This is a genomic window from Abyssisolibacter sp. ZYX002, assembly GCF_056892235.1.
The window spans coordinates 149,411-163,378 of record NZ_JARMXH010000006.1; the positions used below are offsets into that span (position 1 = coordinate 149,411).

Here is a 13,968-nt window from a genome sequence, read left to right on the forward strand (position 1 = left end):
TGTGTTAATCCATCTGTATTTATTAGTTTTTTACTTCTTCTATCGCTCCACCATCAAATCCACTTAAATCGCCTACTATTCCATAAAGCGTGATTATCTCACCTGGAAGTAATATCTTTCTAATTAAATCTTTAGGGGTATATACTCCGAACTTATCCATTAGTTCTTTTGACTTAAAATTTGGCTCTTTTACACCTTCCATTACTGCTAATAGCTGTAATTCACCCATGTTCATTGTCTCTTTTTCTTCGTCTGTGCTCATTGTCTGGATTTCATCCATTTTCTCAGGTGTTAAAGCTTCCACCTTAAATATCATTTTTTCTCCCAATAGCTCTGATAATCTTTTCATTTCTACTTCTTTGCTAGGCTTTTTAAGCTTGCTTTGGTCTAATTGTAATAATAAATCTAAAGTACTCATCTATCTCCCCCCTATTCTGGTTTTATTAAATCCATAAAATCATAGTCTGTAAATGTAAATGGACACTCTACTTTTCCTAGTGCCTTCATCTCAAAGTTCATTACTGTAAGGTCATCAAAGCTTACTCCTTTTAGTGCAACTCTCTCTGACTGATTTCCTATTGTATCAGGGTCCGCAAGCTTTGCAACTATTGTAAATCTTACGTCTTTTCCTTGCTTTATATTATCTCCTAATAACTGAGCCATTCTTGAATTCACTTTGTGTAGCTTTAGTGTTCCTTTTCCTTCCCAGCCTGTTATCTTAGATTCTTTTGCTAATACTCCACACATACTTACGTCTTCTTTTTTAAGTGTGATTTTAGCATCTAATCCTGTTAATTCACTTATTTTTTCACCTTCTAACCATATTTCTCCCCATGTACCGTTTATCACTCTATTTCCTGACAATTTATTCATCTAATCTACCTCCTACATTGATATTTCCATTGTTAAGTCTTCCATTGCGTCTAGCAATTTAACTTTAGCACTTATAAATACCTGACTTCCTGTATTGTATTCTTTTATTTGCTGCTCTTTCATTGTACTTACATCTAGCCCTTTTCCTTGAAGATATATCTTTTGAGCTTCTATATCTATTTGTGCTTTATTGTCATAAGATGGGTCTAATATCTCTTGTTTCTCTAATGATTCAAAGTATGCATTTATAGCTGATAAGAGCAATACTTTATGATCATATGAGTTAGTTATTTTACCTACATAGTAGTTATTGAATGTATTTCTGATATCATCAGTTATTAAATCAACTGCATCTACTATTTTGATTTTCTTGAATGATTCACCTTTTGTAACTGTAGTTTGTGTATAAGCATTTACACCTCTTGCTATTTTAACTTTCTCACCATCGTTGATTAATATTAGCTTCCCTGCATCTATTTCATTATCTGGATTATCAAATGCATCTACACTTACTACTTCTCCTAATTCATAGTAAGTAGCACTTCTTGTAAATGGTAGTCCTGCTAGTATTCCTGCTATTCTTGCTGTGTAGCATGAACCATCAAATGTATCATCATTTTTAGTTTTTATATTATTAGCACAGAAGTTTATGATACCTTCGCAATTTCCATCTAGTGTTGCATTTGCTAATACTGCCTTAAAGGTTTTTTTATCATTAGCTCTTCTGCCTTTAACCCATGTTACTATGTTTCCTATAGCTTCAATAGTAGGCACTGCAAGGTAATTCCACTTTTTGCTTTTTAATCTCTTCAATGCTTTATTTAATTGATCTTCAAATTCTGTGATTGTCTCTTGTTTTTCTTCTGCTGTGATATATTCAACAATAACCTTACTAGGTGTACCTAAGAAGGTTTTCTTGATTAAATCTTTATTTTTCTCTCCCCAATTATCAACTATTTTCCCTTCAACAGTATGTGTTCCTAACTCGTCGATAGACTTATATTCAAATGATGATAATTCGCTGATATTATCTCCAACTTGCTTTTTTAAAATCAATGCAACTATTCCTTTTGCACTTCTTTCTATTGCTGTTACTCCCTGTGTTTTAAAATTGATCTCGATTTTTGGTAAACCCATTAATATTCCTCCTTAATATTTAATTCTTTCATTAGTACGTAATTCTCAGTTGTTTCCACTTCATCTTCGTAATTAATGTTAAATGAACACTTTAAGATATCATTTTCTTTCATTATTCTTATAGTTTTTATGTGGAGTTTTCTGTTTTTTACTTCTATAGTAGCGTCAAATATTTTGTACAACTTGTCCACTATATCAATATTTGCATCGTTTGTTTTATCTGTAGAATATATCCTAACACTTAAGTTTACGTACTGTCTTCTATTATATTTGTCCATTATATCCATATAAATAGGATTAAGCTGTACTGTTAAAGTAGTTTTACTCATATCAGTTACTTTATCTTCTCCATGTATATTAAAATCAGGAAAACTAGCTGTTAATTTATCTAATGTAGCTTTTTTAATATCTATAAGTTTCATTTACATCACCCCTTCCTCCTTTCGGTAAGCTTTATTTCAAATTGTAAGTTGTAAAGCTCCTTCCATATATATATGCCGATGAGAAAGAAAAAAAACAACCAACAATTTGAATTTTTTTCATCTTTTTTAATTATTAGCATTATACGATAAAGCGAGGATGCCAAACTAGACATCCTCGTTATTGTGTGTATAATAAATTAATTCATTTTGATATTTCTTTGAATACTCATCTCGTAAGTATATAGCTCTATAATTTTTGCTACCTGCTTGTGATATATATACGCCTTTTGATGGGTTATAACTTTCATTATAAGGAAGTGGTCTTACTATTTGCATATGCCCAGAGCCTCCAAATTTGCTATACCACATAGTTATAGTTGGATTCCCTTTATTTGCTGATTGCTGTGCATTCAGTGCGTTGACTCTTTTATATCCTATTTCTTTGTGGTGTTTTTTCATCCACTTGTATACACTATTAGCACTTAGCTCGTGAGCTATTTTCGCATTTTCACTATAACTAATTTGTGTGTTGTATTTGTATATACTATCATTTGATCTATATATCCAATGAGGTATTTCAGCAGACATAGCTTTAGTAACATCCCAAACGTATATATTACAATATGACTTATTATTATTTTGCAAGTATCGTTCATTCATCTCAACATTAAATTGATCTATTATTATATCATATACCCCTCCTAATCTCGAATCTGCCTTGTTAATATATCTAGGTATAATAGGATAAGCATGCTTTTTTGTGCTACTCCAATTCTGGTTTTCTATAATTTTATCTAAACAAAACCCATCATATTGCCATTTATTTGGATTAGAAGTAGATGAGTTTATACTATCTATTATTTGTAGCTTTAATGTTTTGTCAGTCTCTTTACTTAGTTTTATATCTACTTGACTATTTTCATCCGATGAAACTATGTACTCTCCCTTCTCATCATAAAGATTTATTTTATACTTATTTAATAGGTAGCAGTTTACTATTTCTACTGTAAATTTTGTTTTTCGTCCTGACAAAACATCTCTTTTTTCATTTATTTTAAATCCGATAGTCTTTCTTGTGTTTGGTCCTACTAAACCATCGACTTTTAGATGATTTTCACGTTGAAAATTTTTAACCTCTTGCTGTGTTTTATCATTAAAAACACCTATAGTATCATTTGTATATCCTAATTTTATCAATAACCTTTTCAGATGCACTACATCTGTTCCTCTCCTGTTCTTTTTCAATGTTCTATGCCCATATTGAGTAAAGATATAATCGCTGTAAATTTTATTTTTTAATCCAAGTTGTTTAACCATAATATTATATTCATTGACACTGTCATATACTTTTGCTCTAAACTTGTACTCACAGCTATTATCAATAGTATTACATGTTATTCCTATTATATATTCCTCTCCCTCTATTACATCTACACTATGATGTAACTGTTTGTCTGTTTTCCCAATTGATACATCTACTAGTTTTAATCCATCTCGATCAAATAGATATATACTTGGTCTATTGTTTTTATTTGTTTTTATATAAAAATTTGCTCTACCACTTTTTCTAAATTTTATTTTATAATAGTTGTATTCATCAACTTTTGTAATACGATGTTCTATCTCATATACATTTTTTATTGTTACTCCATCTTCATTTACTTTTTCATCTAATATTTTAGCACTAGTATTAATTTTCTTTATATTTTCGTCAAATAAGCTTATCTTGGCAGGATTTATATTATTCATAGCTTCCCTCCAATTATTCTTTATATTGAATTTTATTATTATATTTTTGTTAATAGACTAATTTCCTATTTTTTAAGTACTAATTTCTTTATTTCTTTGACATCTTCTTTTATATCTAATACAGTATTGAGTTTTTCTGTTAGATTTGCTATTATTTCTTGGTACTTTTTTTCTCTTTCTTCTTGTTTTTGGTCTCTTTTTTCTTGATTCTTAAAAATATAGAAAAACAAAAAAACTGTTAAAACTGTCCAGATACCCTGACTAGATGCTATTTCTATTATTAAATCTTCCATATTACACCTCCCTATTTATTAAAAGCGTTTTTATATGTAATATGTAAACCAGTAACAATAAAAAAAGGATTGCTAAATAGTATAATCTATTTAAACAATCCAAAAATATAAATGAAAAATTATAACTCCTCTATATAACCTTCCAAAATTATTAGCTTAACTTATATTATAAGCTGTGACTTTTCTCCTGTATAATATATAAATACATTATGAAGTGCTCTTGTTATTGCAACATACAGTAATTTGATACATATATTATCCAGTGGGTAATTGTCTTTTGAGCAGTTGTATATCAATACGCAGTCAAATTCTAGCCCTTTTGCTAGATGAACTGGCATTACTAATATTCCTCCACTGTAGTTTACATCTTTGTCTGTTAACAGTTTTACGTCCAATCCTCTATTCTTTAACTCGTTATAAACCTTTTCACTTTCTTTTGAAGATTTGCATATTACCGCAACTGATTTATTTCCTTTTCCTGATAGTGTCTTTATATTTTCCTCTATACTATTAATCATTTCTTCTTTGTTATCACAAGATATTGTAGATGGTTCATCACCATGCCTTATTACTGGCTCTGATAATATAATGTCTTCAGTAGGGAATTTGGCTAAAACACTATTTGCTAAATTCATTATCTCTATTGTAGATCTATAACATTTTTTTAAGGTTAAGTATTTTAAGTATTTATCCTCAAATATATCCTTCATTAACTCAGACCAATTATCTATACCTCTAAATGAATGTATTCCTTGTGAAATGTCACCAACTATAGTAAATGAGCTTGTGATGTTCAATTTATTTATTATATACATTTGAAATGGACTGTAATCTTGCGCTTCGTCTATTACTATGTGTTTATATTTCTTTACATTTGAATTTATTAATAACATATGAAGATACATAATAGGTGTTAAATCCTCTATTTCATATTTATCATTACCAAAAACATCTTTGCAATAATCTGATACAACCCTATAATCTTTTGTATATTTTTTTAATATTGTTTCATCTGTAACTAGCATTTTGTACACTTTCTCAACATCTATCTTTTTCCATTTATCAAAGTACTGCACAATGCAAGTTTTAGATGCGATTTTCATTTGATTTATTTTTTCATCTCTGGCATCATACACTTTCATTAGTTCTTCTTTTATATCATCTTCTTTATTACTTCTTTTCTTGATACCATTTATCTCTGCCATATATTTACTATCTATGATTTTTTCAATGCCTTCCATTCTATTTTTCAGCGTATTTTTCATATAGCTTGTTATCTTATCTATTCTAGGTAGTAATGGCAAATAACTAAGTTCATCGTAAAACATTTTTTTTATTTCGTCTTTTTCATAGACAATATGATCATTTATTGTTACGTCTTCATCAGGTACAAAATCGGATAGTATACTATTTACGTAATCATCTATTATTGTTTTCATTATTAGAGAACCTTTGAACTTTGATACTAACTGTAAATTTTCTCTATCTTGTTTTGTATATTTTTGATGGTCTAACATCTTTAAAAGTTTGGTTTCGCTCTTTTCTACAGTAAATTTCTTTTTCATCATGGATTCTATAAGTCTTTGATATGTTGTTTGGCTTATATCTGTAACTCCTAAATCAGGTAAAACATCTGATATATAATTAAGGAACAATGCATTTGGAACTATTACTAGTATATTTTCAGCTGCCAAAACTTCTTGGTAAGTATATAGTAAATATGCTATTCTGTGAAGAACTATAGTAGTTTTACCACTACCAGCAGACCCTTGGACTATTAGAGTCTTATATCTATCTGCTCTTATAATATCGTTTTGCTCTCCTTGTATAGTTGTTACTATATCTTTTAATCTATTGTCTTTTTTTTCTGATAGGGCCGAAAATAGGTATTCATCCATAGGAGTCAAGCCCTTATCAAATACACTTATGAGACTTCTTTCTTCTATTTCGTATTGTCTTTTAAGTGTTAAGTCTCCTATAAATGCACCTCCAGGAGCTTGATACATAACTTCGCCAATTTCACCACTATAGTAAAGTCCTGAAATAGGTGCTCTCCAATCTAAGACTATCATTTTATGTTTATCTTCAACATTGGTTTTACCTATATAAAATATCTCCGGTTCGTCATTCATTAATTGTTTAAAATCAATTCTTCCAAAATAGGGTTTACTTATAGCCTGTTTTAATATATATAGTTTTCTTGTCTTTGAATTTAATAACTCTATATATGTTACTATCTCATTACTAAAAGCTCCTCCTGAAGACCTTTTGCTTTCTTCAACTTTAACCCGTAAGTCTACTGTTTCTTTCTCCAGTTTTATTATTTGCTCCTCAATTGTAAGGCAAGTATTTTTAAGATGTTCTTTCTCCATATTAAAATCTCTATGCATGCCTGCTTACTCCTTTCTGGTTGCAAAGATTTATTTATTACCTTAAAACTACACTTATTATAAAATTAGAATACTCATATTGTATACTATACAGCCTGATTTTAAAACTATAATTACCGGTTATCTCATAGGTCGTTATTGCCTCTTTATATTTTTTCTTCTATTTACTCTTTTTTTCTTAAAAATACTTGCACAAATCATACTTTTGTTATATACTATATTTAGAAATACAAACAGAATATAAAATACTGAACAAGTACCTAAGGGTATTATTTTTTTACATTTTTGTAAATTTATGGGCTATGTATTTTGTCTTGTATTCTTCATTTATTCATGTTAGAATTAAATTACAATAATATAGTCTTCAGGGCAGGGTTAGATTCCCTACCGGCGGTAATACAGTTTTTCTGTTAGCCCGCGAGCTTAACGCTGATTTGGTGAGATTCCAGAGCCGACAGTATAGTCTGGATGGAAGAAGATAGATAGTTTTTAATGAATTGAAACTCCTGAAGATTTTATAATGTCAGGAGGTTTTTTATATGAAAAATAATGTTAACAAAATGGTTAAATTAGCGATGTTAGCAGCTATTGGTACGTTGTTAATGATTTACGCAAGGTTTCCTATAATACCATCTGCTCCGTTTTTGAAATATGAACCAGGAGATATTCCAGCTCTGATTGCTACTTTCTTATATGGTCCAATCCCTGGGCTAATAGTTACATTTATTATATCCACTATACAGGCTTTAACAGTGGATGCAGACAGCGGTATTATTGGCGCAATTATGCATATTATAGCAACTGGTACTCTTGTAATAATGGCCGGACTAATCTATAGAAAATTCCATACACTTAAAGGCGCTATATTAGGTTTAACAGTAGGATCTATATGCATGACATTAATTATGATTCCTTTAAATCTGTTTTTTACTACTAAGTTTTTAGGTGTTCCTTTGCCTGCTGTCAAAGCTATGATCTTGCCAGCTATAGTTCCGTTTAACTTAATTAAAGCAACAGCTAATTCTGTCCTCACTGTTATGCTATATAAGAGTGTAAGCAAAGTTTTTAAACATGAAATAGAACAAAATAAGGTTTCTACCGCCAAATAATATAAGAGTCAGCTTTTAAGAAATAAGCTGACTCTTTATTTATTCCCTTACAGTTAGAAGTTCATCATTTAATATATACTTACTATTCCTCCAAACCATCTTCTAAAAGTTTATCTTTTGAATAATAATACTTAAAATCTGCTCTTAATAATCTAAATGTTACAACACCCTTTCTTGTTCTATATTTAACTTTCATTGATTCATTACAATATATACTTGACAATCTATTAAAAGTAAATTATACTAAAATGCAAAGCTAACTATACAAAATACGTATGTTTTAGCTTTGTAAATTACATAATTTTTACCCATATTATCTTCATAAATATAAGAAAAGGTAATGGAAGAGAGGCGATAAATAATGATTGAAGTAAAAAACTTTTCTAAAATCTACAAACTAAGCAAGAAACAAATGGCTAAGTTAAAGACAAAAGACAATATTAAAAGAGCAGCTAATGATATTTCATTTTTTGCTGAAAGAGGTAAGATTTACGGTTTACTAGGCCCTAACGGAGCTGGTAAAACTACTACTCTTAGATGTATTGCTACTTTACTTAATCCAACAGAAGGTCACATATACGTAGACGGTCATGATAGTGTGAAAGATTCTATAGAAGTCAGAAAAAAGATAGGTTTCTTGACTAATGAACTTAAACTTGACCAACATTTTACTCCCAATTACACTATTGAGTTTTTTGGTGGATTACATGGAATGGATAAAAAAACTATTAACAAAAGAAAGGATGAACTATTTGAGTATTTCGGTATTACCTCATTTGCCGATAAAAAAATTGAGGATTTATCAACAGGTATGAAACAAAAGCTCTCTATTGCTGTTAGTCTGATACATGACCCAGATGTGGTTATCTTTGATGAACCTACTATAGGACTTGATATTATAACTGCAAGAGCCGTTTTAGACTACTTAAAACTACTTAGAGAAAAAGGTAAAACTGTTATTATTTCTACTCACATTATGACTCTTGCTAATAAGCTATGCGATAATCTTGGTATAATAATAAACGGAAAAATCGTAGCTAATGGCACTGTAAAAGATATCCTCGAAAATACAGGAACAACTGATTTAGAGGATGCATTTTTTAAACTTTATAAACAAAATATGAATTAGGAGGTGCTAGTATGATATTAGCTATTATTAAAAAAGAATTAAAAAGAGTTTTTACAGATAAAAGATTAATAATTTCTTTGTTTATATTGCCAGCTATAAGTTTATTTGCTACTTATGCTCTGCTAGGAAGGTTATCAGCTAGCATGATGAGTAATATAAATGAACATATACCTATAGTTTATGTTCAAAATAGTCCAGAAAGCTTTAACAACTATTACAATAGTATAGAAAAAAATAATATTAAAATCAAATATATTAATGGTGAGGACATATCTACTATAAAAGATTCTATTAAGAAAGGTACTGTTGATTTACTAGTATCATTTGACGTTGATTTTGATAATAAGATAGCTAGCTATAAATCTGAGAGTAAATTGCCAGAAATAAAGACTTTCTACAATCCATCTGAAGATTATTCTAATAAATCTAGAAAACAGTTTTTATCTAGCGTATTAGAACCTTATGAAACTGATATTTTGACTAAAAGATTTGAAAATATAAATTACACTAAAGCATTTTCTATTGACGCTACAAATAGTGAAGGTGTTATAGTTGATAAAAATAAGCAAAAGGGTAAAATGTTGAGCATGATATTACCTATGCTTATTGGTATAATACTGTTCTCTTCTACTATGGGAGTTGGAATGGAATCTATCGCAGGTGAAAAGGAAAGAGGTACTATGGCTAATCTATTACTTGCCCCTATTAGCAGAAACAGTATCGCATATGGTAAAATGGCTGGCCTCGGAATCATAGCTATTATAAGCGCACTTTGTTCTTTTATAGGAGTTGCTATATCAGTACCATTTGCTTCTAGTATTATACCTGTTGGTGGAGGTCTACCTCAGTTTTCTATAATGCAATTCATTCAGTTATTACTTATCATGATAACTCTAGTTGGAATAAACGTTGGTTTAGTTTGTTTGATATCTGTAAAGGCTAAAACTGTAAAAGAAGCTGCGACTTATGTTACTCCTGTATTTATGATTGTAATGTTGGCATCTTTCTCTACTATGTTTGGTAGTAGCGAAATAAGCAGTTATAAATATGCTATACCAGTCTATGGAAGCATAGCATCTATTAAAGCCATTCTTAATTTTAATTTAGATATGCAATCATTTTTATTCACTATAGGTTCGTCTTTGTTAACTGCATTTGTATTGACTAAAGCTATAACTTACTCTTTTAAAAATGAAAATACTATGTTTAATGCATAATAATTTTTTATACTAGAATTTAATCAAAAATGACCATTGTAATAATTTTATGGTCATTTTTTTGTTTTACGTATACTTCTATTTTAGTAACGTGAAATCTTAGTTTATATTTACAGGTCTTAGTAGTTACTCAATACTTTATTTGTTAAGCATCAAGTTGATTTTGGGTATCTTATCACTACGGTCAAGCTTTGTAAGTTCAGAAGCATTAGTTTTAGATGATTCTTTACCTATTGGTGGAAGCATATCCTAATTCTTTTTAATTGGTGTCCTGTTCCTTTTATTATGTAAAAGCATTGAAGTAACAAGTCTTCTAAAGTCGCTTCTCCAGAAAAACGGATATGCATCTTAATTAGTTTGCTGGTTGTTTGGTTATTGTTTTAGCTTGTCTAATAGAAAACTAAAAAGAAGCTGTTATTTCTAACAGCTTCTCAGACCGTAGACAAAAGCCCAATTTCTGCGTTGTTGTTAAAATTTCCGTTGCTCACTTACCTCTAAGTAAGCTCTGCTACTCAATTTTAACACGCCTTGAAATTGAACTTTTCTAAAGTCTGCTATCTTGATGACTTTGTCATCAATCTAAGAAGCTGTTATTTCTAACAGCTTCTTTTAAATTGGATAAGTGTTTAGGAATTATTAATTTATATTATTTTCAACTGCCATTTTTGTTGATTTTTTAAATATTAATGACAGTTTAAATAAATCGCCATCTATTTTTATGTCCATTAGGCCATCTTGCAAACTCATTAAACTTTTTGTTATCGCTAACCCTAGACCTGAACCTTCTGTATTTCTTGACTTGTCTCCTCTTGTGAATCTTTCTATTATCTCCTGTTCGTCAAAGTTCATTTCATAAGCAGCTATATTTCTAAATATAAACATTACATCACTTGAACTTTCTTTGAGATCAATGTATACTCTTGAATTTTCCATAGAGTATTTAAAAATATTACTCATTATATTTTCAAATATCCTATACGTTCTTTTCCCATCTAGTCTACAGATTATTTTTTCGTTTGGTAAATTTATTTTGAAGTTTAATGAGCTTTTTTCAATTCTCTCTTCTAGCTCTCCTATTGTCTGCCTAAAAAGTGCTATTATATCTATATCTTCAAAGAACATCTCTACACTTCCACTGCTAGCTTTACTAGCTTCAAATAAATCCTCTATTAATATTTGTAATCTTTTAGATTTTTTATCTAGTATATCTATATACTCTCTCTTAGATTTACTATCCACTTCATCACTCTTAAGCAAGTCAACATATGTGATTATTGATGTAAGTGGTGTCTTAAGATCATGTGAAACATTTGTTATAAGTTCAGCTTTCATCTGCTGACTTTTTGTAGCATCTTCTACTGCTACTTTAAATCCTTTATTTATATTGTTTAAGTTGTTATATATAGAACTGTATATTCCTTTTTCACTGTTGTACTCTATATTAAATTTACCTTGCGAAAGACTATTTGTATCTGTTTCTAGTTTTTTTGTTTTTAAAAATATTACCGTTAATAATACAACAACTAAAAGTTCATATAGCCCGAATACTAATAATGTTAAATCATTTTTGTATACTGAAGCACAGAAAATCAGTAGTATAATATTTATTAATATTATTAAACCTAAAAGAATATAATATTTTTTACTTAATTCCATGTTTGAAAATTTTCTAAATTTATTACGTAAAGCTACAAACATTCTCCCGCAAATTACACCTAAAGCTTTGCATATTCTTATTAATACTTTACCAACTCTTAAAAGTATCAATCCAACTATGCTATTCTTGATTAAACCTTCTACAATTCCTTTATGGTAAATGTACTTGACATAAACAATGTTTTTATAAATCCACATGTATATAATAAACAATGCGGTTATTCCGATTATGTGAAAATTATCATTTGCTAAACATATGGCAGTTATAATTTGATCTTCAAGATTATAAAGTATATTATTCCCAAAAGCTATACAAAATGCTGCTACACCTACAACAATGGCTATTTTAAACTCCAGTGGCATTATGTTGTATAATCTTAGTATTTTCTTCTCTTTTTGATTTTTATAATCTGCTAACAAAGCTGATAATATAACTATGATTGCACCTATTACTGAAATTATTGCTATAATCCATATTAAAGCATATTCTACAGAATATCTACTTATTTCTGTAACCAATTCATCGTCGTATTGTGATAGATTTTTTGGTATTAAATATTGAACTCGTACATTCTTAAATGGTCCTTGCTTTCTATTTTTATTCCACTCATTTAGTCTTGACAATAAGATGCTACTTTCAAATTTTTTATCATTCAATTCTTCTATGGTAAATTTACCTTTATCATCACATTGAATTCTTATATAGTATAATGTATTTGCATTTTCTAAATTAAACCATTCATGCTTGTCATTAGAAAGTGCTTTTACTTCATCATCAAAACGCACTAAGTATTTTAAACTCTTTGCATCTGCATATGGTTGTACCTCTAAATTAATATTAGGATAGTATTCATCGGTACTATTCAGCAAATACTCAGTATATCGAAACATATTATTTGAAAATAACCTAGATTGTATATATTTCTGTTCTATATTCTCGTAGCCATACCATTTTTTAACAGGTGCATAACTAAAAGCTATTACTGTTGAAATCAATGCTATGTATAAAAAAAGTACAATTGAACTATTCAAAATTTTAAAACGTTTCTGAGTCTCTTCTTTTTTTATAGGTTCTATTTGATTATTATCTTCCTCTTTTACTTTATGTTCATCCTTTTCTTCACCAACTTCAACTATATTATCCTTACTCAAATCAGGCTTTTCTTTTATATCAGTACTATTATTTGTTTCAACTTCATTTTTGGAATTTGTATCCAATGCCCCACACCACCTTTAAATATTTAGGTATTTTAGGATTAATCTCAATTTTATTTCTAATCCTACCAATATGGACCGTTACTGTATCTGGATTATACGCAGGTTCATTCCATACTTTTTCGTATATCTCTTCTATTGAAAAAACCTTGTTTGGATTACTCATCATTAGGTATAGTATTTTATACTCTATAGGAGTAATCTTGATAGCGTTACCATCTACAGTGATCTCTTTACTATCATCATTTAGCTCAACTTCACCTATTTTAATAATATTAGCTTTCTTTTGGTTTTCTTTTTTAGTATAACTTGTATATCTTCTCATGTTCGAATTTACTCTTGCAATCATTTCAAGAGGATTAAAAGGCTTTGTGATATAGTCATCTGCACCAATATTAAGCCCTAAAATTTTATCAACATCTTCTGATTTTGCCGATAGTATAATAATTGGAACTGTGCTAATCTCCCTTATTTTTATAGTAGCACTTATCCCATCTAGCTTTGGCATCATTACATCTATAATAACTAGATGTATTTTTTCCTTCTCAAATATTTCTAAAGCCTCTTTTCCATCATATGCTTTGTAAACATTGTAGTTTTGATTAGTTAAATAAACTTCTATTGCGTCGGTTATTTCTTTTTCATCATCCACAACCAAAATATTATACTTATTCATTTCTTCACTCCTAATTTGAGATATCTCTGTAACTATAATAACATACCACTATAAAAAAATAGCTACCAAAATTATAACAAATTTCTAAAGATTTCTCTAATC

12 protein-coding genes and 1 riboswitch are annotated in these 13,968 nt (G+C 29.2%); of the genes, 3 read left to right on the forward strand and 9 right to left on the reverse strand.

Going from position 1 to position 13,968, the window contains the following annotated elements:
- Positions 1-22: 22 nt before the first annotated feature.
- From P3X86_RS16620 to helD, 7 genes are all read right to left on the reverse strand, one after another.
- Positions 23-418 (reverse strand): phage tail assembly chaperone, encoded by a 396-nt coding sequence (locus P3X86_RS16620; protein ID WP_483293852.1) that lies wholly within the window; start codon positions 416-418, stop codon positions 23-25.
- Between the two features lie 11 nt (positions 419-429).
- On the reverse strand, positions 430-873 hold the full coding sequence (locus P3X86_RS16625; RefSeq protein WP_483293853.1) for a phage tail tube protein: 444 nt from the start codon (positions 871-873) through the stop codon (positions 430-432).
- A gap of 12 nt (positions 874-885) precedes the next feature.
- On the reverse strand, positions 886-2,010 hold the full coding sequence (locus P3X86_RS16630) for a phage tail sheath C-terminal domain-containing protein (RefSeq protein WP_483293854.1): 1,125 nt from the start codon (positions 2,008-2,010) through the stop codon (positions 886-888).
- Entirely contained in the window at positions 2,010-2,432 is a 423-nt protein-coding gene (locus P3X86_RS16635) for a phage tail terminator family protein (protein WP_483293855.1), read from the reverse strand. Before P3X86_RS16635 ends, P3X86_RS16630 begins: the two co-directional genes overlap by 1 nt.
- A gap of 165 nt (positions 2,433-2,597) precedes the next feature.
- Positions 2,598-4,181, reverse strand: coding sequence for a peptidoglycan-binding domain-containing protein (locus P3X86_RS16640; RefSeq protein ID WP_483293856.1), 1,584 nt, complete (start codon positions 4,179-4,181; stop codon positions 2,598-2,600).
- A gap of 65 nt (positions 4,182-4,246) precedes the next feature.
- On the reverse strand, positions 4,247-4,474 hold the full coding sequence (locus P3X86_RS16645) for a BhlA/UviB family holin-like peptide (protein ID WP_483293857.1): 228 nt from the start codon (positions 4,472-4,474) through the stop codon (positions 4,247-4,249).
- Positions 4,475-4,635: 161 nt separating this feature from the next.
- Entirely contained in the window at positions 4,636-6,864 is a 2,229-nt protein-coding gene (gene helD, locus P3X86_RS16650) for an RNA polymerase recycling motor HelD (protein ID WP_483293858.1), read from the reverse strand.
- Positions 6,865-7,220: 356 nt separating this feature from the next.
- A riboswitch (FMN riboswitch) is annotated at positions 7,221-7,348 on the forward strand.
- Positions 7,349-7,403: 55 nt separating this feature from the next.
- Here helD and P3X86_RS16655 point away from each other — a divergent pair.
- The 3 genes from P3X86_RS16655 to P3X86_RS16665 all read left to right on the forward strand — a co-directional run bounded on the left by P3X86_RS16655 (position 7,404) and on the right by P3X86_RS16665 (position 10,319).
- The gene (locus tag P3X86_RS16655; protein WP_483293859.1) at positions 7,404-7,973 is read left to right on the forward strand and encodes an ECF transporter S component; all 570 of its coding nucleotides are present in this window, start codon (positions 7,404-7,406) and stop codon (positions 7,971-7,973) included.
- 361 nt (positions 7,974-8,334) lie between these two features.
- Positions 8,335-9,102, forward strand: a complete 768-nt coding sequence (locus P3X86_RS16660) for an ABC transporter ATP-binding protein (protein ID WP_483293860.1) — start codon at positions 8,335-8,337, stop codon at positions 9,100-9,102.
- 11 nt (positions 9,103-9,113) lie between these two features.
- Positions 9,114-10,319, forward strand: a complete 1,206-nt coding sequence (locus tag P3X86_RS16665; RefSeq protein WP_483293861.1) for an ABC transporter permease subunit — start codon at positions 9,114-9,116, stop codon at positions 10,317-10,319.
- Positions 10,320-10,955: 636 nt separating this feature from the next.
- On the opposite strand, the gene P3X86_RS16670 is transcribed toward P3X86_RS16665, so the two are convergent.
- The gene (locus P3X86_RS16670; RefSeq protein WP_483293862.1) at positions 10,956-13,193 is read right to left on the reverse strand and encodes a sensor histidine kinase; all 2,238 of its coding nucleotides are present in this window, start codon (positions 13,191-13,193) and stop codon (positions 10,956-10,958) included.
- The gene (locus P3X86_RS16675) at positions 13,171-13,866 is read right to left on the reverse strand and encodes a response regulator transcription factor (RefSeq protein WP_483293863.1); all 696 of its coding nucleotides are present in this window, start codon (positions 13,864-13,866) and stop codon (positions 13,171-13,173) included. The genes P3X86_RS16670 and P3X86_RS16675 overlap by 23 nt, the downstream gene beginning before the upstream one ends.
- Positions 13,867-13,968: the final 102 nt, after the last annotated feature.